Consider the following 24,466-nt stretch of genomic DNA (forward strand, 5'->3'; position numbering starts at 1 on the left):
GCGCACGAACCCACCATGGCAAGCACCACCCTTGGCGTCAAAGTCGACGATCTGCTCCGCTCGCGCCTGAAAGACGCGGCGACGCGGCTCGAACGCACCCCCCACTGGCTGATCAAGCAGGCGATCTTCGCGTATCTCGAACGCATCGAGCACGGCCAGCTGCCGCCGGAGCTGTCCGGCCACAGCGGCGTTACCGAGCTGGCCGACAGCCAGGCCGGCGACGGCGACGACGACAACTCGCCGCACCCGTTCCTCGAATTCGCGCAGAACGTGCAGCCGCAATCGGTGCTGCGCGCGGCGATCACGGCCGCGTACCGCCGCCCCGAGCCGGAATGCGTGCCGTTCCTGGTCGGCCAGGCGCGGCTGCCCGCGAACCTGCAGGCGGACGTGCAGGCGCTCGCGACGCAGCTCGTCGAGGCGCTGCGCGAGAAGAGCTCGGGCGGCGGCGTCGAAGGGCTGATCCATGAGTTCTCGCTGTCGAGCCAGGAAGGCGTCGCGCTGATGTGTCTCGCGGAAGCGCTGCTGCGCATTCCCGACCGCGCGACCCGCGACGCGCTGATCCGCGACAAGATCAGCAAGGGCGACTGGCGCTCGCACGTCGGTCACGCGCCGTCGCTGTTCGTCAACGCGGCGACCTGGGGGCTGATGATCACCGGCAAGCTCGTCACGACGAACAGCGAAGCGGGCCTGTCGTCGGCGCTCACGCGCCTGATCGGCAAGGGCGGCGAGCCGCTGATCCGCAAGGGCGTCGACATGGCGATGCGCCTGATGGGCGAGCAGTTCGTGACCGGCGAGACGATCTCCGAGGCGCTCGCGAACAGCCGCAAGTACGAAGCGCGCGGCTTCCGCTACTCGTACGACATGCTCGGCGAAGCGGCGACGACCGAAGAGGACGCGCAGCGCTACTACGCGTCGTACGAGCAGGCGATCCACGCGATCGGCAAGGCGGCCGGCGGCCGCGGCATCTACGAAGGCCCCGGCATCTCGATCAAGCTGTCGGCGCTGCATGCGCGCTACTCGCGCTCGCAGCAGGAGCGCACGATGGTCGAGCTGCTGCCGCGCGTGCGCGCGCTCGCGCTGCTCGCACGCCGCTACGACATCGGCCTGAACATCGACGCGGAGGAAGCGGACCGCCTCGAGCTGTCGCTCGACCTGCTCGAGGCGCTGTGCTTCGATCCGGAGCTGGCCGGCTGGAACGGCATCGGCTTCGTCGTGCAGGGCTACCAGAAGCGCTGCCCGTTCGTGATCGACTACCTGATCGACCTCGCGCGCCGCAGCCGTCACCGCCTGATGATCCGCCTCGTGAAGGGCGCGTACTGGGATACCGAGATCAAGCGCGCGCAGGTCGACGGCCTCGAAGGCTATCCGGTCTACACGCGCAAGATCTACACCGACGTGTCGTACCTCGCGTGCGCGAAGAAGCTGCTCGCGGCGCCGGACGCGGTCTATCCGCAGTTCGCGACGCACAACGCGTACACGCTCGCGGCGATCTACCAGCTCGCGGGCCAGAACTACTACCCGGGCCAGTACGAATTCCAGTGCCTGCACGGGATGGGCGAGCCGCTGTACGAGGAAGTCACCGGCCGCGACAAGCTGAACCGCCCGTGCCGCGTGTACGCGCCGGTCGGCACGCATGAAACGCTGCTCGCCTACCTCGTGCGCCGCCTGCTGGAAAACGGCGCGAACACGTCGTTCGTGAACCGCATCGCCGACAAGACCGTGTCGGTGAAGGAGCTGGTCGCCGATCCGGTCGAGGAAGCGCTGAAGGTCGTGCCGCTCGGCGCGCCGCACGCGAAGATCCCGCTGCCGCGCAACCTGTACGGCGACGAGCGCTCCAACTCGATGGGCCTCGACCTGTCGAACGAGCACCGCCTCGCGTCGCTGTCGTCCGCGCTGCTCGCGAGCGCACACCATCCGTGGCGCGCCGCGCCGATGCTCGCCGACGACGAGCTCGCCGACGCGCCGGCCCGCGACGTGCGCAACCCGGCCGACCAGCGTGACCTCGTCGGCGCGGTCAGCGAAGCGAGCGCCGAGCACGTGAGCGCCGCGCTCGCGCATGCGGTGGCCGCCGCGCCGATCTGGCAGGCGACCCCGGTCGATGCGCGCGCCGACTGCCTCGCACGCGCGGCCGACCTGCTCGAAGCGCAGATGCACACGCTGATGGGCCTGATCGTGCGCGAAGCGGGCAAGTCGCTGCCGAACGCGATCGCGGAAATCCGTGAAGCGGTCGATTTCCTGCGCTACTACGCCGCGCAGATCCGCGACGAATTCTCGAACGACACGCATCGTCCGCTCGGCCCCGTGGTCTGCATCAGCCCGTGGAACTTCCCGCTCGCGATCTTCATGGGTCAGGTGGCCGCGGCGCTCGCGGCCGGCAACACGGTGCTCGCGAAGCCGGCCGAGCAGACCCCGCTGATCGCCGCGCAAGCGGTGCGCATCCTGCGCGAGGCCGGCGTGCCGGCCGGCGCGGTGCAACTGCTGCCGGGCACCGGCGAGACGGTCGGAGCGGCGCTCGTCGCCGACGCGCGCACCCGCGCGGTGATGTTCACCGGCTCGACCGAAGTCGCGCGCCTGATCAACAAGACGCTGTCGGCGCGCCTCGATCCGGACGGCAAGCCGATTCCGCTGATCGCCGAGACGGGCGGCCAGAACGCGATGATCGTCGATTCGTCGGCGCTCGCCGAGCAGGTCGTCGCGGACGTGATGCAGTCGTCGTTTGATTCCGCCGGTCAACGGTGTTCGGCGCTGCGCGTTCTGTGTTTGCAGGACGATGTCGCGGACCGCACGCTGACGATGCTGAAAGGCGCGATGCAGGAGCTCGCGCTCGGCAACCCGGACCGCCTGTCGATCGACGTCGGCCCGGTGATCGACGGCGAAGCGAAGCAGACGATCGACACGCACGTCGCGGCGATGAAGGACAAGGGCCACGGGGTCACGCAGATGCCGATGCCGGAAGCCTGCGCGCACGGCACGTTCGTGCCGCCGACGCTGATCGAGATCGGCAGCGTCGACGAGCTCAAGCGCGAGGTGTTCGGCCCGGTGCTGCACGTCGTGCGCTATCGCCGCAGTGCGCTGGACAAGCTGCTCGAGCAGATCCGCGCGACCGGCTATGGCCTGACGCTCGGCATCCACACGCGGATCGACGAGACGATCGCGCACGTGATCGAGCGCGCGCACGTCGGCAACATCTACGTGAACCGCAACGTGATCGGCGCGGTGGTCGGCGTGCAGCCGTTCGGCGGAGAAGGCCTGTCGGGCACGGGCCCGAAGGCGGGCGGCGCGCTGTACCTGCAGCGCCTGCTCGCGACGCGTCCGTCCGGGCTGCCGCGCTCGCTCGCGCAGATGCTGGTGGCCGACGACGTTGCCGTTGCCGAAGGCGAGAAGCATGACCATCCGGCGGCCGCGCTGACCGCGCTGCGCGACTGGCTGATCGAGCAGCGCGAGCCGACGCTGGCGGCGCGTTGCGACGGCTATCTCGCGCAGGTGCCGGCGGGTGCGACCGCGGTGCTGACGGGCCCGACGGGCGAGCGCAACACGTATACACTCGGCCCGCGCGGCTCGGTGCTGTGCGTCGCGGCGACGCCGAGCGGCGCGCGTGCGCAGTTCGCGGCGGTGCTCGCTACCGGCAACCGGGCGCTCTTCGCGGGCGCGGCGGGCGAGACGCTCTTCGCCGCGCTGCCGGCGGCGCTGAAGGCGCATGCGGGCGTGCGCAAGCAGGCCGATGCGGCGTTCGACGCGGTGCTGTTCGAAGGCGACAGCGACGAGCTGCAGACGCTGGTGAAGGAAGTCGCGCAGCGGCCGGGCCCGATCGTGTCGGTGCAGGGCGTGTCGGCGGGCGCGTTCGAGAACGGCGACGCGGAAGACTACGCGCTCGAGCGTCTGCTGACGGAGCGCTCGGTCAGCGTGAACACCGCGGCGGCGGGCGGCAATGCGAATTTGATGACGATCGGCTGAACATCCTTGCCGTTCGGATCAAGAAAAGGAAGCGGCAAGGCGATCCCGAAGCCGCTCCATTTATACCTGGTACCTAGGAGAAGCTATGCAACACACGATGAAAAAGCTGGCAGGCGCAACGTTCGTTGCTGTCATGTCGCTGGCGGGGACTGCGCATGCGGATGACGTGAAGGTCGGCTACGCAGGGCCGATGACGGGTGCGCAGGCGCATTACGGCAAGGATATGCAGAACGGCATCGTGCTCGCGATCGAGGATTTCAACGCGACCAAGCCGATGATCGGCGGCAAGCCGGTGAAGTTCGTGCTCGACACGCAGGACGACCAGGCTGACCCGCGCACGGGCACGACGGTCGCGCAGAAGCTCGTCGACGACGGCATCAAGGGCATGCTCGGCCACTTCAACTCGGGCACGACGATTCCGGCATCGCGCATCTACGCGAACGCGGGCATTCCGCAGATCGCGATGGCGACCGCGCCGGAATACACGCAGCAGGGTTACAAGACGACCTTCCGCATGATGACGTCCGACACGCAGCAGGGCTCGGTGGCGGGCACGTTCGTCGCGAAGGATCTCGGCCTGAAGAAGATCGCGATCGTCGACGACCGCACCGCTTACGGCCAGGGTCTCGCCGACCAGTTCGAGAAGGCGGCGAAGGCGGCCGGCGCGACGATCGTGATGCGCGAATTCACGAACGACAAGGCAGTCGACTTCAAGGCGATCCTGACGAAGCTGAAGGCGGCCCAGCCGGACATCGTCTACTACGGCGGCGCGGATTCGCAGGCGGCGCCGATGGTCAAGCAGATGAAGGCGCTGGGCTTCAAGGCGCCGCTGATGGGCGGCGAAATGGTGAAGACGCCGACGTTCCTGAAGATCGCGGGTGACGCGGCCGACGGCACGATCGCTTCGCTCGCGGGCCTGCCGCTCGACGAGATGCCTGGCGGCAAGTCGTACGCCGACAAGTACAAGAAGCGCTTCGGCGAGGACGTGCAGACCTATTCGCCGTATTCGTACGACGGCGCGATGGCGCTGTTCAACGCGATGAAGAAGGCGAACTCGACCGATCCGGCGAAGTACCTGCCGCTGCTTGCGAAGACCGACATGGCTGGCGTCACGTCGACCCACCTCGCGTATGACGCGAAGGGCGACCTGAAGAACGGCGGCATTACGATGTACAAGGTCGAGAAGGGCGAGTGGAAGCCGCTGAAGAGCATCGGCGGCAAGTAAGCATCACGTCCGCGGGCGGCGGCGGATGCCGCCGCTCGTGCGGCACATTGAAAGCCACCGGGCCGAAAGGTCCGGTGGCTTTTTTCTCGACCTGACGGCTCGCGTTCAACCGTCCCGCCGGCGCAGCAGGAACTTCTGCAGCTTGCCCGTCGGCGTGCGCGGCAGCGCATCCGCGAATACGACCTCGCGCGGCACCTTGTACGCGGCGAGCCGTTCCGCGCAGAACGCGCGCAGCGCATCCACGTCACGCGCTGCGCCGGCGCGCACGACGACGTGCGCGACCACCGTCTCGCCCCATTCCGGATGCGGGATGCCGACGACGGCCGCGTCGAGCACGTCCGGATGCGCGACCAGCACGTCCTCCACTTCCTTCGAATAGACGTTCTCGCCGCCCGTGACGATCATGTCCTTCAGCCGGTCGACGAGGAACAGGTAGCCATCCTGATCGATTCGCGCGACGTCGCCGGTGCGATACCAGCCGTCCGGCGCGAACGCGGCGCGTGTCGCGGCCGGATCGTCGAGATAGCCGAGCATCATGCTGTCGGTCTTCAGCCAGATCTCGCCGGCCTCGCCGGGCTGCGCGTCGGCGCCGTCCGTGCGCACGACGCGCAGGTCGACGCCGGGGCCGCCGTGATGGCCGATCGAGCCGGCCTTCGCGACCTGCTCGTCCGGATACAGAGAGGTGCCGGCCGGCCCCGCCTCGGTCATGCCGTACACCTGGAAGAATGCGCCGCCCCGGTACGCGTGCGCGAGCCGCTCGGCCTGCGCGGCGCCGATCGGCCCGCCGCCGTAGATCCATGCGCGCACGCTCGTCAGGTCGTACGCGGCGAAGCCTTCCACTTGGTCGAGCGGCAGCGTGTACGACACCGGCGCGCCGAAATAGAGCGTCACGCGCTCGCGCTCGACCGTCTGCAGGAAGCGCAGCGGATGGTACTCGCGCAGCAGTACGACGGTGCCGCCCGCGATCAGCGTGCCGCCGAACCAGTTGTTGAGCGGCGACGAATGCCAGATCGGCATCGCCATCAGCGTGCGCTCGTCGCGCGTGATCGACAGCGCGAGCGCGGCCTGCATCGCCGCGAGCGTCACCGTGCGATGGCTGTGCATGCAGCCCTTCGGGCGGCCGGTCGTGCCGGACGTGTAGAGGATCTGCGCGAGATCGCCGTCGGCGGGCTCGATGCCGGCGACGCCGTCCGCTGCCGCGAGCATCGTGTCGAAGCACGGCAGGCCGGCCGGCGCGCCTTCCGTCACGAGGCGCTGCGCGGGGTGCGCGACGCGTTCGAGCACGGGCGCGAGCGACGCGTCGAACAGGATCGCCTTGCTGCCGCTATGCGCGAGCACGTAGTCGATTTCGGCGGCCTGCAGCTTGTGATTGACGGGCACGAACGCCGCGCCGAGCCGCCACGCGCCGAACAGCAGGTCGACGAACGCGGGCGTGTTGAAGCACATGGCCGCCACGCGGTCGCCCGCCGCGACGCCGAGCGCGCTCAGCACGGCCGCCGCGCGGTGCGAGCGGTCGCGCGCCTGCGCGTAGGTGATCGTCGCGCCGTCGTAGCGCAGGAACGGTTTGCCGGGTGTGGCGCGCGCGGCGCGGTCGAGGGCGGCGACGAGGTTCATTGAGGTTTCCTGAGCAAATCCGTGACGAATTGCGCGGCGCTCAGGCGGGATACGCGCGCCGCAGCAGCGCGGCAACGTCGACGCCGCGCGGATCGAAGCCGCCCGCGATGCGGCCCCACGCCGGTTCGGCGAGCCGCGTCGCGACGAACGCGTCGGCCACCGCGGCCGGCGCGTCGCGCCGCAGCAGGCATGCCTGCGCGGCGAGCACGAGACGCTGCGCGAACAGGCGGCCGGACGCTTCGAGCGTATCGGGCGGCGCGGCGAGCATCGCGCGCAGCGCGTCGAGCGCGGCGCGGATGCGCGGCTCGTCGCCGCCCAGTTCGCGCAGCTCGTCGAAGAGCGCGGCGGCGGCATCCGGCTCGCGCGACACCGCGCGCAGCACGTCGAGACACATTACGTTGCCGGAGCCTTCCCAGATCGAGTTGACGGGCGCTTCGCGGAACAGCCGCGCGATCGGGCCGTCGTCGACGTAGCCGTTGCCGCCGAACACTTCCATCACTTCGCCGGTCAGCTCGACCGCGCGCTTGCAGACCCAGAACTTCGCGGCGGGCGTGACGATCCGCTTCCACGCGCGCTCGCCCGGCGTGTCGTCGCGTTCGAACGCGGCGGCGAGCCGCATCGCCAGCGCGAGCGCGGCCTCGCTTTCGAGCGCGAGATCGGCGAGCACCGTGCGCATCAGCGGCTGCTCGGCGAGCGCGCGGCCGAACGCATGGCGCTGTCGGGTGTATGCGATCGCCTGCACGACGCCCTGGCGCAGCATCGCCGCGCTGCCGAGCACGCAGTTCAGGCGCGTGTAGGTCGCCATCTCGATGATGGTCGGGATGCCGCGGCCTTCGTCGCCGAGCATGATGCCCCACGCATCGTCGAGCTCGATCTCGCTGCTCGAATTGCTGCGGTTGCCGACCTTGTCCTTCAGGCGCTGGATCTCGACCGCGTTCTTCGTGCCGTCGGGCCGCCAGCGCGGCACGTAGAAGCACGACGGGCCGCCGGCGTCGGTGCGCGCGACGACGAGGTGCGCGTCGCACATCGGCGCGGAGAAGAACCACTTGTGGCCGCGCAGCAGGTACTCGCCGCCGCGGCCGCCCGCGCCCACCGGCGTCGCGAGCGTCGTGTTCGCGCGCACGTCGGAGCCGCCCTGTTTCTCGGTCATGCCCATGCCGATCCAGATCGAGCGCTTGTCCGCGACCGGCACGTCGCGCGGGTCGTAGACGTCGCTGTAGAGCTTGTCGCGCAGCATCTCCCACAGCGCGGGCTCCTTCTGCAGCACCGGGATCGCGGCCTGCGTCATCGTCGCCGGGCACAGCGTGCCGGCCTCGATCTGGCCGTGCAGGTAGAAGCCGGCCGCGCTCGCCGCCCAGCGGCCGGGCCGCGTGTCGCGAAACGCGAGCGACACGAAGCCTTCGGCGCGATACAGGCCGAGCAGCGCGTGCCAGGCCGGATGGAACTCGACGCGGTCGATGCGCCGGCCGCGCCGGTCGAACGCGTGCAGTTCCGGCGGATAGTGGTTCGCGTCGTCGGCGAGCTGCGCGGTGTCGGCGCTGCCGAGGCGGGCGCCGTACGCGTCGAGCTGCGGCTCGGCCCAGCCGGCGCCGGCGCGCGCGAGCGCCTCGCGCAGCGCGGCGTCGGTCGTGAAGAGGTTATAGTCGACGAGTTCGTCGAACTGGTTCGAGACTGCGTGCGTCGGGCCTGTCATCGATGTGTCTCCTCATCCGGGGCTTCGTCCTGTCCTGATTCCAGAGTAGCAAATATGCCGCCGCGACATGTTCAGGTTCCGGCGCCGCCCGGCACGCCGGCGGCGCAACCCCGGCCCGCGCTGCGCCGCCGGCCGCGCCAGCCGCGCGCGCAGGCGAGCTCCGATGCGCTGCAGCAGGCGTTCGTTCAGCTTTTGCTCGAACGCGGGTATGCGAAAGCGACGATCCGCGAGATTGCGGCGGTGGCGGGCGTGAGCGTCGGCACCTTCTACGAGTATTTCGCCGACAAGCAGAGCCTCGCGGCGCTGTGCATCCACCGGCGCGTGCAGGCGATGGCCGACCAGCTGCGCGCCGCGGCCCAGGCGCTGCGCGGCCGTCCGCGTGCCGAAGTGGCCGCCGCGTTCGTCGATCTGCAGGTTGGCGTCGTGAATGCGGACGCCGGGTTGTGGAGCGCGCTGTTCGCGCTCGAGCGGCAGGTGTCGCCGCTCGCCGCATACCGGCGTCATTACGATGGCTACGTCGAACTGTGGCGCGACGCGCTGGCGCACGCGGCCGATCCGCCGCCGGCAGAACGGCTCGGCGAAGTCGCGCGGCTCGCGCATTCGCTCTGCTATGGCTGGGTGTCGCAGTCGCTGCTGACGCGCGGGCCCGCGCCCGGCGCCGCCGCGCTGCGCGACGAACTGCATGCGGCGCTGCAGGCTTACCTGGCCGCCGTGCCGGGGGCGTCGCGCGGGTGACGCCTGCCCGATCGCTTCCGCCCGCAACGCGAAATGCCTTCATTGCATGACGGGAGCCGCCAATCCTCTAAGAATTGAACCCGGTGCGATGCGAGCCATGAGCTGAATGCATGGCTCCCATGACTATCTTTCGATTGCCGCGCGATATTGGCTGCGGCTAAATCGGTCGAACGATCCGGATGCGCTCGTCGCATCCGCCAGCGCACCAAACCAGGAGGAGTCATGCGAAGCGTCACCGCGCCCCGTTCGAAGCTGCCCGACGTCGGGACGACGATCTTCACCGTGATCGGCCAGCTCGCCGCGCAGCACGATGCGCTGAACCTGTCGCAGGGCGCGCCGAATTTCGCGCCCGATCCGGCACTCGTCGAAGGCGTCGCGCGCGCGATGCGCGACGGGCACAACCAGTACGCGCCGATGGCCGGCGTCGCGCCGCTGCGCGAGCGGCTTGCCGAGAAGACCGAGGCGCTCTACGGCACCCGCTACGACCCGGCCACCGAAATCACGGTGATCGCGAGCGCGAGCGAGGGGCTGTATGCGGCGATCAGCGCGCTCGTGCACCCGGGCGACGAGGTGATCTACTTCGAGCCGTCGTTCGACAGCTATGCGCCGATCGTGCGGATGCAGGGCGCGTCGCCGGTCGCGATCAAGCTGTCGCCCGAGCACTTTCGCGTCGACTGGGACGAGGTGGCCGCAGCGATCACGCCGCGCACGCGGATGATCATCGTCAACACGCCGCACAACCCGACCGCGACGGTGTTCTCCGAAGCGGACGTCGCGCGCCTCGCGCAGCTCACGCACGGCACCGACATCGTGATCCTGTCCGACGAAGTCTACGAGCACGTCGTGTTCGACGGCGCGCTGCACCAGAGCATGGCACGGCATCGCGAGCTGGCCGAGCGCAGCGTGATCGTGTCGTCGTTCGGCAAGTCGTTCCACGTGACCGGCTGGCGGGTCGGCTACTGTCTCGCGCCGGCCGAGCTGATGGACGAGATCCGCAAGGTGCATCAGTTCATGGTGTTCTCGGCCGATACGCCGATGCAGATCGCGTTCGCCGAGGTGCTCGCGCAGCCCGACAGCTATCTCGGCCTGTCGGCGTTCTACCAGGCCAAGCGCGACCTGCTCGCGCGCGAACTGGCCGATTCGCGCTTCGAGCTGCTGCCGAGCGAAGGCTCGTTCTTCATGCTCGCGCGGTTCCGGCATTTCTCCGACGAGCGCGACAGCGATTTCGTGCTGCGCCTGATCCGCGACGCGCGCGTCGCGACCATTCCGCTGTCGGCGTTCTACACCGACGGCACCGACGCCGGCGTGATCCGGCTCAGCTTTTCGAAGGACGACGCGACGCTGATCGAAGGCGCGCGCCGGTTGCGCGGCATCTGATCATGACTTCGGTCGACTAGGGAGACCTCGATGAAACACCTGAAACTCTGGCTCGCGCTCGCCTGCGCGTTCGGCTCCGGCGCGGCGTGCGCCGACGGGCAGCAGATGCTGCGCTTCGGCCTCGAGGCCCAATATCCGCCGTTCGAGTCGAAGGCGCCGAGCGGCGACCTGCAGGGCTTCGACATCGACGTCGGCAATGCGGTGTGCCAGACCGCGAAGCTGTCGTGCAAATGGGTCGAGACGTCGTTCGACGGACTGATTCCCGCGCTGCAGGGCCGCAAGTTCGACGCGATCAACTCGGCGATGAACGCGACCGAGCAGCGGCGCCAGGCGATCGACTTCACGACGATCATCTACCGCGTGCCGACGCAGCTGATCGCGCGCAACGGCAGCGGCCTGCAGCCGACGCCGGAATCGCTGAAGGGCAAGCGCGTCGGCGTGCTGCAGGCGTCGATCCAGGAAACCTATGCGAAGGCGCACTGGGAGCCGGCCGGCGTGTCGGTGGTCGCGTACCAGGACCAGAACCAGGCGTACGCGGATCTCGTGGCGGGCCGCCTCGACGCGACGCTGGTGCTCGCGCCGTCCGGCCAGCGCGGCTTCCTGTCGCGCCCGGACGGCAAGGACTTCTCGTTCGTCGGGCAGCCGGTGCGCGACGAACGGATTCTCGGCAACGGCATCGCGTTCGGCCTGCGCAAGGGCGACGACGCGCTGAAGGCGAAGCTGAACGCCGCGATCGACAAGCTGAAAACCGACGGCACGGTCAAGACGCTGGGCCGGAAGTACTTCGGCGACATCGACATCTCGACGAAGTAAGGACAACGACGCGATGTCCAGCAGCGATCAGGCGACTGACGACGGTGCGGTGCACGGCGGCGATGCGATCGTCGCCGCGCTCGTGGCGGAACTCGGCGCGGCATGCGTGACGCCGTCGGCCGACATCGAGCCGCGCTTTTTCACCGCGTACAACGAGCCGCCCGGCGTGCGGCCGCGCGCGCTGGTGCGTGCGCGCAGCGTCGACGACGTGTCGCGCGCGCTCGCATTGTGCACGCGGCTCGGGCAGCCGGTCGTGCCGCAGGGCGGGCTGACCGGGCTGGCGCGCGGCGCGGTGGCGCTCGGCGGCGAGGTGGTGCTGGCGATGGAGCGGTTCGCGGGCGTCGAGTCGCTCGACGCCGCGGCGGGCACGATCACGGTGCACGCCGGCACGCCGCTGCAGACCGTGCAGGAGGCGGCCGAAGCGGCGGGCTTCACGTTCGGCGTCGACCTCGGCGCGCGCGGGTCGTGCCAGATCGGCGGCGCGCTCGCGACCAACGCGGGCGGCACTCGTGCGATCCGCTACGGGATGATGCGCGAGCAGGTGCTCGGGCTCGAGGCGGTGCTCGCGGACGGCACCGTCGTGTCGTCGATGAACCGGATGCTGAAGAACAACGCCGGCTACGACCTGAAGCAGCTGTTCATCGGCAGCGAAGGCACGCTCGGCGTGATCACGCGCGCGGTGCTGCGGCTGCATCCGCAACTGGCGGCGCCCGCGACCGCGCTATGCCGGGTTGCCGGCTATGACGCGGTGGTCGGGCTGTGGAACCGCGTGCGCGCGCTGCCCGAGGTGGTCAGCTTCGAGGCGATGTGGCCGGCGTTCTACCGGTATGTCGCCGAACACACGCCCGGGGTCGTCGCGCCGTTTGCGGCCGACGACGGCTTCGCGGTGCTGATCGAATGCGCGACGAGCGCGCCGGGCGGCGATGCGCGACACGCGCTGGAGACGTGCCTCGCCGACTGCTTCGACGCGGGCCTCGTCGACGACGCGGCGCTCGCGACGTCGGAGCGGCAGGCGCGCGACATGTGGACGCTGCGCGAAGGCCTCGCGATCGACGCATTGCCGAATCTCGTCAACTTCGACGTGAGCCTGCCGACGGGCGAGCTCGGCGCGTTCGCCGCGCGCTGCGAAGCGGCGCTGCGCGCGCGCTGGCCGGCGGCCGTGTGCCTGTTCTTCGGGCACGTCGGTGACGGCAACGTGCATATCGGCGTGTCGCTCGCGGAGCACGACGCCGCGACCGGCGACGAACTGGATCGGGTCGTCTATGCAGTCGTGCGGGCGATGGGCGGCTCGATTTCCGCCGAGCACGGGATCGGCGTGCTGAAGCGCCCGTATCTGGGCTGCACGCGCAGCGATGCGGAAATCGGCCTGATGCGCCGGCTGAAGGACGCGCTCGATCCGCATCACATCCTGAATCCCGGCAAGGTGCTTTGACGCGCGGCGCGAGGCCGGCCGGCAGCCGGCCCGGGTGCGATCAGCCGTCGACCCAGCGCAGCGCGCCGATCCGCAGGTGGTCGACGACGCTGCGCACCCAGCCGAGCTCGGCGTCGAGCAGCACGAGCGCATGCTCGTTCTGCAGCAGGAACAGGCGCGGCACCTGCTCGGCCTGCGCGGCGTTGCGCAGCGCTTCGACGCGCGCGCGTTCGGCTTCGAGCGCGGCGATGCGGCGCTCGAGCTGCTGACGGGCGTCGTCGGCGTCGAGCAGCGGCAGGAACGCGAGCCCGGCGCCGAACGCCGGAAACTCGCGCGCGGGCTCCGCGAGCTGCGCGCGCAGCCACGCCTCCCCGGCGGCGCGCCCGGCATCGGTGAGTTCGTAGCGCGTGCGTTCCGGAAACGCGCCGTCGCGCTCGGTGTCGTGCACGGCGATCAGGCCGTCGCGCAGCAGGCGGTCGATCGTCTGGTACAGGCTCGTGCGCTGCCGCACGTTGACGACTTCGTCGTGGCCGCGCGATTTGAGTTGCTGCAGCATCCCGTACGGATGCAGCGGGCCTTCGGTGAGCGTCGCGAGGATCGCGAGCGCCAGCGGCGATGGACGGCTCATGGGGATAAATAGTCTTGCTATATCTAGTTAAAATATAACTAGTCTATGCGTGACTATCATATTCGACAAGGGTTTCAGCCGAGGTGCGTGCGTTTCGCGGCCGGTGCGACCGTCTCCATCGTCGCGAGACCGTGCACGATCCCGCAGTCCCCAACCGAGTGCTCGCCCACGCATTGGCGGCGCAATTCGGTCAGCTGGTCGCGCAGATGCGTCAGTTCGGCCAGCCGCGCGTCGACGTGCCCGATGTGTTCGTCGAGCAGTGCGTTGATCGAATTGCAGCGATCGCCGGGCGTATCGGTGAGGCGCAGCAGCGCGCGGATCTCGTCGTGCGCCATGTCGAGCGCGCGGCAGTTGCGGATGAAGCGCAGCCGTTCGACGTGGGTGTCCGTGTAGTTGCGGTAGTTCGCGTCGGTGCGCTCCGCATCGGGCATCAGCCCCTCCTTCTCGTAGAAGCGGATCGTCTCGGGCGTGCAGCGCGCCGCCTTGGCCAGTTCGCCGATCTTCATACTTTTCTCCTGCCGAAGGGTTGACCTTGTAGTGGCTTCAAGGTGTTAACTCTACACCGTCAAGCTATTGAGGAGGTTGCGATGACCGACGCCCTGCGTACCCACGACGAACGAACCCGCACGGCCGGCGAGGCCGGCGCATGCTGCGCCGATGCGCGCGACGCGTGCACGGCGGGTGTCGCCGGCGCGCACGCGGCTACGCCGGCGAAGAAGTCGCACGCGTGCGGCCATGACCACGGTCATGCGCATGAACACGGTGAGGGCGTTGTGCACGACGACGGCGAAGCGCACGCGCACGACCACGACGGCGCGCACACGTGCAGCCACGGTGCGACGCATGGTCACGACCACGATCATGCGCACGACCACGACCACGACCACGACCACGACCACGACCACGACCACGACCACGACCACGACCACGACCACGACCACGACCACGCGGCCGGCGACTGCTGCGCGCCCGCCGCGCTGACGCTCGCGCCGCTGCCCGTGTCGCAGGCCACGGCGTCCGGCAACGTGCGTTCCGCGTTCCGGATCATGCAGATGGACTGCCCGACCGAGGAGACGCTGATCCGCAAGAAGCTCGGCGGGATGCGCGAGGTGTCTGCGCTCGAATTCAACCTGATGCAGCGGATGCTGACGGTCGAGCATGCGCCCGGCGCGCAGGCGGCGATCGCCGGCGCGATCCGCACGCTCGGCATGACGCCCGAGGCCGCGTCCGCCGATGCGCCGCCGTCGCCCGCGCGCGCCGAGCCGGCGAAGCCGTGGTGGCCGCTCGCGCTGGCCGGCGCGGCCGCGATCGCGTCGGAGGCCGCGAGCTGGGCCGGCCTGCCGTCGTGGCTCGCGGCGGTGCTCGCGCTCGGCGCGGTGCTCGCGTGCGGGATCACCACCTACAAGAAGGGCTGGATCGCGCTGCGCAACGGCAACCTGAACATCAACGCGCTGATGAGCATCGCGGTGACGGGCGCGATGGCGATCGGCCAATGGCCGGAAGCCGCGATGGTGATGGTGCTGTTCACGATCGCCGAACTGATCGAGGCGAAGTCGCTCGACCGCGCGCGCAACGCGATCCAGGGCTTGATGCGGCTCGCGCCGGATACGGCAACGGTGCGCGACGCCGACGGTTCGTGGCGCACCGTCGAGGCCGCGCAGGTTGCCCTCGGCGCGATCGTGCGCGTGAAGCCGGGCGAGCGGATCGGCCTCGACGGCGAAGTCGTCGACGGCCGCTCGACCGTGAACCAGGCGCCGATCACCGGCGAGAGCCTGCCCGTCGAGAAGGCGGCCGGCGATACCGTGTTCGCCGGCACGATCAACGAATCCGGCTCGTTCGAATACCGGGTGACCGCGGTCGCGTCGAACACGACGCTCGCGCGCATCATCCACGCGGTCGAGGAGGCGCAGGGCGCGAAGGCGCCGACGCAGCGCTTCGTCGACCAGTTCGCGCGCGTCTACACGCCGATCGTGTTCGCGATCGCGCTGCTGGTCGCGGCGGTGCCGCCGCTCGTCACGGGCGGCGCATGGCACGAATGGATCTACCGCGCGCTGGTGCTGCTGGTGATCGCGTGCCCGTGCGCGCTCGTGATCTCGACGCCGGTGACGATCGTGTCGGGCCTCGCCGCCGCCGCGCGGCGCGGGATTCTCGTGAAGGGCGGCGTCTACCTGGAAGAGGGGCGCAAGCTCGCGTGGCTCGCGCTCGACAAGACCGGCACGATCACGCACGGCAAGCCGGTGCAGACCGATTTCGCGCTGCGCGCGGCCGACGTCGACGCCGCGCGCGTGCGGCACCTCGCCGCGAGCCTCGCCGCGCGTTCGGATCACCCGGTGTCGCAGGCGATCGCGGCGGCGGCCCGTGCGGAGGGCGCCGCACCGTTCGCCGATGTGCAGGACTTCGAAGCGCTCGTCGGGCGCGGCGTGCGCGGCGCGATCGACGGCGTGCGCTACTGGCTCGGCAACCACCGGCTCGTCGAGGAGCTGGCGCGCTGCTCGCCGGCGCTGGAAGCGCAGCTCGACGCGCTGGAGCGCGAGGGCAAGAGCGTCGTGATGCTGATCGACGAGACCCGTGTGCTCGGCGTGTTCGCGGTGGCCGACACGATCAAGGACACGAGCCGCGCGGCGATCGCCGAGCTGCATGCGCTCGGCATTCGCACCGCGATGCTGACGGGCGACAACCCGCACACCGCGCAGGCGATCGCACGGCAGGCCGGCATCGACGACGCGCGCGGCAACCAGCTGCCCGAGGACAAGCTCGCGGCGGTCGAGGAGCTCGCCGCGGGCGGCGCGGGCGCGGTCGGGATGGTCGGCGACGGGATCAACGATGCGCCGGCGCTCGCGCGCGCCGACATCGGCTTCGCGATGGGCGCGATGGGCACCGATGCCGCGATCGAGACCGCCGACGTCGCGCTGATGGACGACGACCTGCGCAAGATTCCCGCGTTCGTGCGGCTGTCGCGCGCGACGCATCGCGTGCTGGTGCAGAACATCGGTTTCGCGCTCGGCGTGAAGCTCGTGTTCCTCGGCCTGACCGTCGCGGGGCTCGGCACGATGTGGATGGCGGTGTTCGCCGACGCGGGCGCGAGCCTGATCGTCGTCGGCAACGGCTTGCGGCTGCTGTCGCGCAGCAAGGCTGCGTGACGGGCGCACCTATGGCGCAAAGGAGCGGACGATGGGTTTCCTGAAATGGATCACGGGTGGCCACGGGCAGCGTGGCCATCATGGCGGCGGGTATGGCGGTGGCCACGCCAGCGGTCATGGCAACCACCACGAACGCGGCCGTGACCGCAACGGCTGGGGTTGGCAGGCGCCGGCCGCCGGCGGCGCTCCGCTGCGCCAACTCGCCTGCGCGGGATGCGGCGCGCTCAACGATGCGCAGGCGCGCTTCTGCACTCAATGCGGCGCCGCGCAGCAGAGCGCCGCGTGCAGCCGGTGCCACGCGGCGCTCGCCGCCGGCACACGCTTCTGCCCGGCGTGCGGCACGCAGGCGGCCTAGCGCCGCACCGGTTTCCCGCAGGGATGGGCTGGCGAACGCGCGTTGCCGTTGCCCCGCGCCCCAAACGAAGCCCCCGCGACGGATCGGCGGGCAATTGGCCCGTCAGCGCAGCGGCAGGTGGATTTCCGTGCGCAGGTCGGCCGGCGCCGTATCCATCGGCGTGTTCAGGTACAGCTCGAACGGCGGCGCGTCGGCGGCTTCGCGGCCCGAATGGCGCAGCCACTCGCCGTACAGCCACTGGTACGCGGTCTTCAGGTCCGCGTAGGGTCCGGTGTGCAGCAGCACCGCGTATTCGCCGCCGGGCACGGTCACGCGCTCCACAGGCGCCGCCGGCTCGACGTCCGGTGCGCCGTCGGCCGGCACGAAGCACGCTTTCGCGCGCAGTTGCGCTTCGGGCGTGGTGTCCGGATCGTCGTAGTAAATCCCGATCATCTTCGCGCCGGGCCCGATGAGCCCGTGTTGCGCGACCCAGCCGCCGATCCGCGCGAACGCATCGCTGACCTTCATGTACGACCCCGTGTGGCCGACCGCGTAGCCCTGCAGCGCCGGCAGGCGGCGGATCGAGACTTCATGCTTGAACATGTCTTCTTCTCCTCTCAGTAATGGATAGATCGGCCGATGAACGCCGGCGCGCCGGTGCTGCGCGGGCGGCACGCCGTACGCATCGCGAAACGCGCGCGAAAACGCGTGCGTCGAGCCGTAGCCCGCGCGCCGCGCGACCTGCTCGATCGGCAGCGCGGTGCAGGCGAGATCCTCGGAGGCGCGCGTGATCCGCATCCGCCGCACCGTCGCCAGGATCGACTCGCCATACAGCGCGCGATAGACGCGATGCCAGTGGTACGGCGACAGGCACGCGATCTCGGCGAGCCGGTTCAGGTCGAGCGTGTCGTCGAGGTGCGTGCGGATGTAGTCGTGCACGCGCGCAAGACGCGTCGCATAGCGGACCCAGCATGGCGATTCTGATTTCATTGGCGCACCCGGAACAGGACCGACGTCAAGGTAGCACGGCGCGCGTTGACAAATCTTGCTGAGTTGCGCCGCGCGGGAGCCATGCGAAGTTGAACCCGCCCCATTTCTTTTTTGAAATGGGGTCTCGCCCTTGTCGATCTATGACTAAAGTTAAAGACGGTGAAATCGGAGGAAAGCGTCATTTTTCTGGGTTAAGTTGCAAGGGCAGGATCGCGCGTCATTTCGAAGTACGCAGGTAGTTCGTCGATGTTCAATCGCACCGCCACGTTTTCGGGAGAGAAGAAATGGATGCATCCAGCTTCATCACAACGCTGCAGACCACGCTAGGGGGATACCTGCCCAAGATCGCCGGCGCGATCGGCATCCTGGTGATCGGCTGGCTGATCGCCGTCGCGGCGCGGGCCGGCACGCTGCGGCTGCTCGGTGCGCTGAAGGTCGACCAGCGGATCACCGAGAGCACCGGCCAGGGCGCGTACGTCGAGCGCATCGTTGCCGGCGGCCTGTTCTGGCTCATACTGCTCGTCACCGCGGTGGGCATCTTCAACGTGCTCAACCTGTACGCGGTGTCCAACCCGTTCTCGCTGCTCGTCACCCACATCGTCGACTACCTGCCGAACCTGATCGGCGGCGCGGCGCTTGCATTGATCGCGTGGCTGATCGCGTCGCTGTTGCGCAGCCTCGCGAACCGCGCGCTGAAGGCGTGCAAGGTCGACGAAAAGCTGACCGAAAACGCCGGCATGCAGCCGATGAGCGGCTATCTCGGCGACGTGCTGTTCTGGCTCGTGATCCTGATGTTCCTGCCGGCGATCCTGTCCGCGTTCGCGCTGTCGGGCCTGCTGTCGCCGGTGCAGGGGATGGTCGACAAGCTGCTCGCGATCGTGCCGAACCTGTTCGCGGCGGCCGTGATCGGCGTCGTCGGCTGGATCGTCGCGCGCGTGCTGCGCGGGCTCGTCACGAACCTGCTGATCGCGGCGGGCGCGGACAAGCTCACCGAGCGCCTCGACAGCCCGACGCCGGTGCGCGTGTCGAGCTTCGTCGGCACGGTCGTCTACGTGTTCGTGTTCGTGCCGACGCTGATCTCCGCGCTCGACGCGCTGAAGATCGACGTGATCTCCGGCCCCGCGACCAACATGCTGAACCAGTTCCTCGCCGCGGTGCCGGACATCGTCGCGGCCGTCGTGATCGTGCTCGTCACGTTCTACTTCGCGCGCTTCGTCGCCGCGCTCGCGCAGAAGCTGCTGGTCGCGGCGGGCGTCGACGGCCTGCCGAAGGTGCTCGGCGTCGAGCCGGTGTTCTCGGGCATGCTGCAGCCGTCGGTGCTGGCCGCGCGGCTGATCGTGTTCTTCGCGATGCTGTTCGCCGCGGTCGAGGCGTCGAACCGGCTCGGCTTCTCGCAGGTGCGCGACGTGGTCACGCTGTTCATCGAGTTCGGCGGCCACGTGCTGATGGGCGGCGTGATCCTCGTGATCGGCTTCTGGCTCGCGGGCCTCGCGCGCCGCGTGATCCAGCAGGCGGACACGCAGCACAGCGTGCTGTTCGCGCGCATCGCGCAGTTCGCGATCCTGGGCCTCGTGTTCGCGATGGGGCTGCGCGCGATGGGCATCGCGAACGAGATCGTGCAGCTCGCGTTCGGCCTCGTGCTCGGCGCGATCGCGGTGGCGGTCGCGCTGTCGTTCGGCCTCGGCGGACGCGAGGCGGCCGGCAAGCTGCTCGATCGGTGGTTCAACCAGCGCGGCGGCGAGTAAGTGCCAAATGAGCGGCAAGCAAGCGATGGACCGCGCTGACGTTTTGCTTACGGAAACGGCCGCGCGGACCTTTGCCGAATTTCGATAACACGTCGATTAATGACTCACTAGCATCGATTCTCAGTCGTGCAGACCAGCCCGGCGGACGTGCCCTCGCGGCGCGCCGCCGGGCCGACACGCGGTCTGGCGCCCTTGAGGAGAAACCGATGAAAGCAGAGTCGAATGGCCGGCCCGCCGCCGGCGGCAAGTCGTCCGGCCAGCCCGCGCTGCAGCAGACGCTCGGGACCTGGCAGTTGTGGGGCATCGCAGTCGGCCTCGTGATTTCCGGCGAGTATTTCGGCTGGAGTTACGGCTGGGCGAGCGCGGGTACGCTGGGCTTCGTGGTCACCGCGCTGTTCGTCGCGGCGATGTACACAACCTTCATCTTCAGCTTCACCGAGCTGACCACGTCGATTCCGCATGCGGGCGGCCCGTTCGCGTATGCACGCCGCGCGTTCGGCCCGACGGGCGGCTACCTCGCGGGCGCGGCGACGCTCGTCGAGTTTGTGTTCGCGCCGCCCGCGATCGCGCTCGCGATCGGCGCATACCTGCACGTGCAGTTTCCGGGGCTCGAACCGAAGCACGCGGCGATGGGCGCGTATCTCGTGTTCATGGCGCTGAACATCGTCGGCGTGCAGATCGCCGCGACCTTCGAGCTCGTCGTCACGCTGCTCGCGATCTTCGAGCTGCTGGTGTTCATGGGCGTCGTGTCGCCGGGCTTCGCGTGGAGCAACTTCATGAAAGGCGGCTGGTCGGGCGCCGATCATTTCAGCGTCGGCTCGTTCCACGGGATGTTCGCGGCGATCCCGTTCGCGATCTGGTTTTTCCTCGCGATCGAAGGCGTCGCGATGGCGGCCGAGGAAGCGAAGAACCCGAAGCGCTCGATTCCGATCGCGTACGTTGCCGGCATCCTGACGCTCGTCATTCTTGCGATCGGCGTGATGGTGTTCGCCGGCGGCGCGGGCGACTGGACCAAGCTTGCGAACATCAACGACCCGCTGCCGCAGGCGATGAAGTACATCGTCGGCGAGAACAGCGGCTGGATGCACATGCTCGTGTGGCTCGGCCTGTTCGGCCTCGTCGCATCGTTCCACGGGATCATCCTCGGCTATTCGCGCCAGATCTTCGCGCTGGCCCGCGAAGGCTATCTGCCGGAGTGGCTCGGCAAGGTGCATCCGCGCTTCAAGACCCCGCATCGCGCGATCCTCGCGGGCGGCGTGGTGGGCATCGCGGCGATCTACAGCGACGAGCTGATCCAGTTCGGCGGCCAGACGCTGACCGCGAACATCGTCACGATGTCGGTGTTCGGCGCGATCGTGATGTATATCGTCAGCATGGCCGCGCTGTTCAAGCTGCGCCGCACGCAGCCGAAGATGGCGCGGCCGTTCCGCGCGCCGCTGTACCCGTTGTTCCCGGCGTTCGCGATCGTCGCCGCGCTGATCTGCCTCGCGACGATGGTGTATTTCAACGGGCTCGTCGCGATGGTGTTCGTCGCGTTCCTCGCGCTCGGCTACGCGTACTTCCTCGCGACCGGCGCGCAGCGCGCGGAAGCGCCGGGCGACGCGCTGCTGGAGGAATGAAGGTGACGGGCCGTTGACACGGCATCCGGCGCGCCCTGTCGCCAAGGGCGCGCCGTCGGTTTTGCAAGGAGACTCGCACAATGTCCTATACGGAGACGATCGGTTCGCGCACGTACCGCTTCGCGGACCTGAAGACGCTGCTCGCGAAGGCGAGCCCGCTGCGTTCCGGCGACCAGCTCGCCGGCGTCGCGGCGGCGAGCGAGGAGGAGCGCGTCGCCGCGAAGATCGCGCTCGCGGGCGTGCCGCTCAAGGCGTTCCTGAGCGAAGCGCTGATTCCCTACGAAGACGACGAGGTCACGCGCCTGATCGTCGACGATCACGATGCGGCCGCGTTCGCGGAAATCTCGCACCTGACGGTCGGCGACTTCCGCAACTGGCTGCTGTCGCCGGCGGCCGACGGCGCGGCGCTCGAGCGCATCGCGCCGGGCCTCACGCCGGAGATGGTCGCGGCCGTGTCGAAGCTGATGCGCAACCAGGACCTGATCGCGGCGGCGAGGAAGCGCCGCGTCGTCACGCGCTTTCGCAACACGGTCGGGCTGCCGGGCCGGATGTCGGTGCGGCTGCAGCCGAACCACCCGACCGACGACGTGAAGGGGATCGCCGCGTCGATGCTCGACGGGCTGATGTACGGCTGCGGCGACGCGATGATCGGCATCAACCCGGCCACCGACAGCCTCGCCGCGATCGTGAAGCTGCTCGCGATGATCGACGGCTTCCGCGAGCGCTACCGCGTGCCGACGCAGTCGTGCGTGCTCACGCACGTGACCAACACGATCGCGGCGATCGAGAAGGGTGCGCCGGTCGATCTGGTGTTCCAGTCGATCGCGGGCACCGAGAAGGCGAACGCGAGCTTCGGCATCTCGCTCGCGCTGCTCGGCGAGGCGCGCGAGGCGGCGCTGTCGCTCAAGCGCGGCACGGTCGGCAACAATCTCATGTACTTCGAGACGGGGCAGGGCAGCGCGCTGTCCGCGAACGCGCACCACGGCGTCGACCAGCAGACCTGCGAGGTGCGCGCGTATGCGGTCGCGCGCAAGTTCGAGCCGTTCCTCGTGAACACGGTGGTCGGGTTCATCGGGCCGGAATATCTGTACGACGGCAAGCAGATCATCCGCGCGGGGCTCGAGGATCACTTCTGCGGCAAGCTGCTCGGCGTGCCGATGGGCTGTGACATCTGCTACACGAACCACGCGGAAGCGGACCAGGACGACATGGATACGCTGCTGACGCTGCTCGGTGCGGCGGGCATCAACTTCATCATGGGGATTCCGGGCGCGGACGACGTGATGCTGAACTACCAGAGCACGTCGTTCCACGACCAGCTGTACGTGCGCGAGGTGCTCGGCCTGCGCCGCGCGCCCGAGTTCGAGGAATGGCTGGAGACGATGGAGATCGCCGACGCGCACGGCGCGCTGCGCGCCGCGTCGGCGCGCGTGCCGCTGCTCGCGGGCGCGAACGACTGGATGGGGCTTTCAGCATGAGCGACGCCGTCGAAAAGAACCCGTGGGGGCAGCTGAAGTCGTTCACGAACGCGCGGATCGCGCTCGGCCGCGCGGGCAACAGCCTGCCGACCGCGCCGCTGCTCGCGTTCAACCTGTCGCACGCGCAGGCGCGCGACGCGGTGCACCAGCCGCTCGACGCCGACAAGCTGCGGCGCGAGATCGAGGATGCCGGGCTGCCGACGCTCGGCGTGCAGAGCGCGGCGCCGGACCGCCAGCACTACCTGCGCCGTCCCGACCTCGGCCGCAAGCTGTCCGACGACAGCCGCGGGCTGCTCGCCGGCTACGGCGCGGCGCTGGACGATGCGCCCGACGTGGTGTTCGTGGTCGGCGACGGGCTGTCCGCGTTCGCGGCCGCGAAGCAGGCGCTGCCGCTGCTGGAGGCGGTGCGGCCGCGGCTCGACGCGGACGGCTGGCGGATCGGCCCGGTGGTGGTCGCGCGGCAGGCGCGCGTTGCGCTCGGCGACGAGATCGGCGAGCTGCTGCGCGCGACGCTCGTCGCGATGCTGATCGGCGAGCGGCCGGGGCTGAGCTCGCCGGACAGCCTCGGCGTCTATCTCACCTATGCGCCGAAGGTCGGCTGCCACGACGCGCTGCGCAACTGCATCTCGAACGTGCGGCCGGAAGGGCTGCCGTACGACGCGGCCGCGCACAAGCTGCACTACCTGCTGACGCATGCGCGCAGGCTTGGGCTCACTGGCGTCGGGCTGAAGGACGACAGCGACGCGCTGCTGCCGCAGGCGGAGGCGGAGCGGATCGGGGCAGTGTGACCGCGCGCCGCTACTTGAACAGCCGCTCGCACAGAAAGTCGACGAACACGCGCAGCTTCGGCGACAGTTGCCGGCTCGACGGCCACACGATCGAGAATTGCCCCGGCACGATCCGGTAGTCGTCGAGCACGGTGACGAGCGCGCCGTGCGCCAGCGCGTCGCGCGCGAGAAAGTCGGGCATGTAGCCGATGCCGAGGCCCGCGAGCACCGCGCCGCGCAGCGCCTCCATGTTGTTGCAGGTCATCGCGGTGCGCAGCTTCAATGGCGTGCCGTCGTCGGCCGCGAGCGCCCAGTCCTGCAGCTTGCCCGTGGTCGGGAAGCAGTAGCGCACGCAATCGTGCGCCTCTAGGTCGCGCGGCACGCGCGGCGTGCCGGCCTGCGCGAGATAAGCGGGCGTCGCGCACAGCACGAACCCGAACGGGCCGAGCCGCCGCGACATCAGGCTCGAATCCGACAGCGCCCCGCTCCTGATCACCGCGTCGAACCCGCCTTCGACGACGTCCACCATCCTGTCGTTGAAATCGAGGTCCAGCTCGACGTCCGGATAGTGCTGCCGGAATTCCGGCAGCACCGGCAGCAGGAACCGGTAGCCGATCACGGGCAGGCTCACGCGCAGCTTGCCGCGCGGCCGCTGCGCGGACGCGGTCACGGTCGCCTCCGCGTCGCGGAAGTCCTCGAGGATGCGCTGGCAGCGCTCGAAGAAGTGCCGGCCCTCGTCGGTCAGCGTGACGCGGCGCGTGGTGCGGTTGAACAGGCGCACGCCGAGCGACTGTTCGAGCTTCGCGATCGTCTTGCCGACCGCCGATGCCGAGATGCCGAGCGCGCGGCCGGCCGCGACGAAGCTCAGCGTTTCCGCGGTGCGCACGAACGCAACGATGCCGTTCAGGTTGTTCATCGAGATTCCGGATGCGAAGCGTGACGT

Annotated in this window: 18 protein-coding genes; 12 read left to right on the plus strand and 6 right to left on the minus strand. The window is 69.4% G+C overall.

Features of this window, described 5'->3' with window-relative positions:
- Window positions 1–15: 15 nt before the first annotated feature.
- Together putA and HWX31_RS27360 are read left to right on the plus strand one after the other, a co-directional pair.
- The gene (gene putA / locus HWX31_RS27355) at window positions 16–3,954 is read left to right on the plus strand and encodes a trifunctional transcriptional regulator/proline dehydrogenase/L-glutamate gamma-semialdehyde dehydrogenase (protein ID WP_174960583.1); all 3,939 of its coding nucleotides are present in this window, start codon (window positions 16–18) and stop codon (window positions 3,952–3,954) included.
- 85 nt (window positions 3,955–4,039) lie between these two features.
- The gene (locus HWX31_RS27360) at window positions 4,040–5,179 is read left to right on the plus strand and encodes a branched-chain amino acid ABC transporter substrate-binding protein (RefSeq protein ID WP_174960581.1); all 1,140 of its coding nucleotides are present in this window, start codon (window positions 4,040–4,042) and stop codon (window positions 5,177–5,179) included.
- A 105-nt stretch (window positions 5,180–5,284) separates the two neighbouring features.
- On the opposite strand, the gene HWX31_RS27365 is transcribed toward HWX31_RS27360, so the two are convergent.
- Window positions 5,285–6,793, minus strand: coding sequence for a class I adenylate-forming enzyme family protein (locus HWX31_RS27365; protein WP_174960579.1), 1,509 nt, complete (start codon window positions 6,791–6,793; stop codon window positions 5,285–5,287).
- 40 nt (window positions 6,794–6,833) lie between these two features.
- On the minus strand, window positions 6,834–8,486 hold the full coding sequence (locus tag HWX31_RS27370) for an isovaleryl-CoA dehydrogenase (protein WP_174960577.1): 1,653 nt from the start codon (window positions 8,484–8,486) through the stop codon (window positions 6,834–6,836).
- A 54-nt stretch (window positions 8,487–8,540) separates the two neighbouring features.
- Here HWX31_RS27370 and HWX31_RS27375 point away from each other — a divergent pair, with 54 nt between their 5' ends.
- The 4 genes from HWX31_RS27375 to HWX31_RS27390 all read left to right on the plus strand — a co-directional run bounded on the left by HWX31_RS27375 (window position 8,541) and on the right by HWX31_RS27390 (window position 12,843).
- Entirely contained in the window at window positions 8,541–9,221 is a 681-nt protein-coding gene (locus HWX31_RS27375; RefSeq protein ID WP_174960575.1) for a TetR/AcrR family transcriptional regulator, read from the plus strand.
- 222 nt (window positions 9,222–9,443) lie between these two features.
- Window positions 9,444–10,598, plus strand: coding sequence for a pyridoxal phosphate-dependent aminotransferase (locus HWX31_RS27380; RefSeq protein WP_174960573.1), 1,155 nt, complete (start codon window positions 9,444–9,446; stop codon window positions 10,596–10,598).
- Between the two features lie 30 nt (window positions 10,599–10,628).
- The gene (locus HWX31_RS27385; RefSeq protein ID WP_174960571.1) at window positions 10,629–11,411 is read left to right on the plus strand and encodes an ABC transporter substrate-binding protein; all 783 of its coding nucleotides are present in this window, start codon (window positions 10,629–10,631) and stop codon (window positions 11,409–11,411) included.
- Between the two features lie 13 nt (window positions 11,412–11,424).
- Window positions 11,425–12,843, plus strand: a complete 1,419-nt coding sequence (locus HWX31_RS27390; RefSeq protein WP_174960569.1) for an FAD-binding oxidoreductase — start codon at window positions 11,425–11,427, stop codon at window positions 12,841–12,843.
- A 40-nt stretch (window positions 12,844–12,883) separates the two neighbouring features.
- On the opposite strand, the gene HWX31_RS27395 is transcribed toward HWX31_RS27390, so the two are convergent.
- Together HWX31_RS27395 and cadR are read right to left on the minus strand one after the other, a co-directional pair.
- Complete coding sequence (locus HWX31_RS27395) at window positions 12,884–13,456, minus strand: PadR family transcriptional regulator (RefSeq protein ID WP_174960647.1); 573 nt, start codon at window positions 13,454–13,456, stop codon at window positions 12,884–12,886.
- 68 nt (window positions 13,457–13,524) lie between these two features.
- A complete protein-coding gene (cadR, locus tag HWX31_RS27400) occupies window positions 13,525–13,956 on the minus strand; it encodes a Cd(II)/Pb(II)-responsive transcriptional regulator (protein ID WP_174960567.1) in 432 nt (143 codons plus the stop codon).
- Window positions 13,957–14,037: 81 nt separating this feature from the next.
- Between cadR and HWX31_RS27405 the strand changes: the two genes are divergently transcribed.
- Window positions 14,038–16,590, plus strand: a complete 2,553-nt coding sequence (locus HWX31_RS27405) for a heavy metal translocating P-type ATPase (RefSeq protein ID WP_174960565.1) — start codon at window positions 14,038–14,040, stop codon at window positions 16,588–16,590.
- Window positions 16,591–16,621: 31 nt separating this feature from the next.
- Window positions 16,622–16,945 (plus strand): zinc ribbon domain-containing protein, encoded by a 324-nt coding sequence (locus HWX31_RS27410; RefSeq protein WP_059609439.1) that lies wholly within the window; start codon window positions 16,622–16,624, stop codon window positions 16,943–16,945.
- A 102-nt stretch (window positions 16,946–17,047) separates the two neighbouring features.
- Here the strand turns inward: HWX31_RS27410 and HWX31_RS27415 are convergent, their stop codons facing one another.
- Window positions 17,048–17,914, minus strand: coding sequence for an AraC family transcriptional regulator (locus HWX31_RS27415; protein ID WP_174960563.1), 867 nt, complete (start codon window positions 17,912–17,914; stop codon window positions 17,048–17,050).
- A gap of 284 nt (window positions 17,915–18,198) precedes the next feature.
- On the opposite strand from HWX31_RS27415, the gene HWX31_RS27420 reads away from it, so the two are divergent.
- From HWX31_RS27420 to eutC, 4 genes are all read left to right on the plus strand, one after another.
- Window positions 18,199–19,659, plus strand: coding sequence for a mechanosensitive ion channel (locus tag HWX31_RS27420; protein ID WP_174960561.1), 1,461 nt, complete (start codon window positions 18,199–18,201; stop codon window positions 19,657–19,659).
- A 206-nt stretch (window positions 19,660–19,865) separates the two neighbouring features.
- The gene (gene eat / locus HWX31_RS27425) at window positions 19,866–21,278 is read left to right on the plus strand and encodes an ethanolamine permease (RefSeq protein ID WP_174960559.1); all 1,413 of its coding nucleotides are present in this window, start codon (window positions 19,866–19,868) and stop codon (window positions 21,276–21,278) included.
- Between the two features lie 80 nt (window positions 21,279–21,358).
- The gene (locus HWX31_RS27430; RefSeq protein WP_059609435.1) at window positions 21,359–22,756 is read left to right on the plus strand and encodes an ethanolamine ammonia-lyase subunit EutB; all 1,398 of its coding nucleotides are present in this window, start codon (window positions 21,359–21,361) and stop codon (window positions 22,754–22,756) included.
- A complete protein-coding gene (eutC, locus tag HWX31_RS27435; protein WP_059631761.1) occupies window positions 22,753–23,544 on the plus strand; it encodes an ethanolamine ammonia-lyase subunit EutC in 792 nt (263 codons plus the stop codon). The genes HWX31_RS27430 and eutC overlap by 4 nt, the downstream gene beginning before the upstream one ends.
- Window positions 23,545–23,554: 10 nt before the next feature.
- On the opposite strand, the gene HWX31_RS27440 is transcribed toward eutC, so the two are convergent.
- Window positions 23,555–24,439: a LysR family transcriptional regulator gene (locus HWX31_RS27440; protein ID WP_174960557.1), complete on the minus strand. Its 885-nt coding sequence runs from the start codon at window positions 24,437–24,439 to the stop codon at window positions 23,555–23,557.
- Window positions 24,440–24,466: the final 27 nt, after the last annotated feature.

Origin of the sequence: Burkholderia ubonensis (genome assembly GCF_902833085.1) — a bacterium.
GTDB lineage: Bacteria > Pseudomonadota > Gammaproteobacteria > Burkholderiales > Burkholderiaceae > Burkholderia > Burkholderia ubonensis.

Excerpts from the sequence above, each read along its gene's own strand:
- HWX31_RS27385 (WP_174960571.1), top strand. The coding sequence starts at position 10,629 with ATGAAACACCTGAAACTCTGGCTCGCGCTCGCCTGCGCGTTCGGCTCC.
- HWX31_RS27440 (WP_174960557.1), bottom strand. The coding sequence starts at position 24,439 with ATGAACAACCTGAACGGCATCGTTGCGTTCGTGCGCACCGCGGAAACG.
- HWX31_RS27380 (WP_174960573.1), top strand. The coding sequence starts at position 9,444 with ATGCGAAGCGTCACCGCGCCCCGTTCGAAGCTGCCCGACGTCGGGACG.
- HWX31_RS27365 (WP_174960579.1), bottom strand. The coding sequence starts at position 6,793 with ATGAACCTCGTCGCCGCCCTCGACCGCGCCGCGCGCGCCACACCCGGC.
- HWX31_RS27375 (WP_174960575.1), top strand. The coding sequence starts at position 8,541 with ATGCCGCCGCGACATGTTCAGGTTCCGGCGCCGCCCGGCACGCCGGCG.
- HWX31_RS27370 (WP_174960577.1), bottom strand. The coding sequence starts at position 8,486 with ATGACAGGCCCGACGCACGCAGTCTCGAACCAGTTCGACGAACTCGTC.
- cadR (WP_174960567.1), bottom strand. The coding sequence starts at position 13,956 with ATGAAGATCGGCGAACTGGCCAAGGCGGCGCGCTGCACGCCCGAGACG.
- HWX31_RS27390 (WP_174960569.1), top strand. The coding sequence starts at position 11,425 with ATGTCCAGCAGCGATCAGGCGACTGACGACGGTGCGGTGCACGGCGGC.
- HWX31_RS27420 (WP_174960561.1), top strand. The coding sequence starts at position 18,199 with ATGGATGCATCCAGCTTCATCACAACGCTGCAGACCACGCTAGGGGGA.
- HWX31_RS27405 (WP_174960565.1), top strand. The coding sequence starts at position 14,038 with ATGACCGACGCCCTGCGTACCCACGACGAACGAACCCGCACGGCCGGC.
- HWX31_RS27360 (WP_174960581.1), top strand. The coding sequence starts at position 4,040 with ATGCAACACACGATGAAAAAGCTGGCAGGCGCAACGTTCGTTGCTGTC.
- eat (WP_174960559.1), top strand. The coding sequence starts at position 19,866 with ATGAAAGCAGAGTCGAATGGCCGGCCCGCCGCCGGCGGCAAGTCGTCC.
- HWX31_RS27430 (WP_059609435.1), top strand. The coding sequence starts at position 21,359 with ATGTCCTATACGGAGACGATCGGTTCGCGCACGTACCGCTTCGCGGAC.
- HWX31_RS27415 (WP_174960563.1), bottom strand. The coding sequence starts at position 17,914 with ATGAAATCAGAATCGCCATGCTGGGTCCGCTATGCGACGCGTCTTGCG.
- putA (WP_174960583.1), top strand. The coding sequence starts at position 16 with ATGGCAAGCACCACCCTTGGCGTCAAAGTCGACGATCTGCTCCGCTCG.
- HWX31_RS27410 (WP_059609439.1), top strand. The coding sequence starts at position 16,622 with ATGGGTTTCCTGAAATGGATCACGGGTGGCCACGGGCAGCGTGGCCAT.
- eutC (WP_059631761.1), top strand. The coding sequence starts at position 22,753 with ATGAGCGACGCCGTCGAAAAGAACCCGTGGGGGCAGCTGAAGTCGTTC.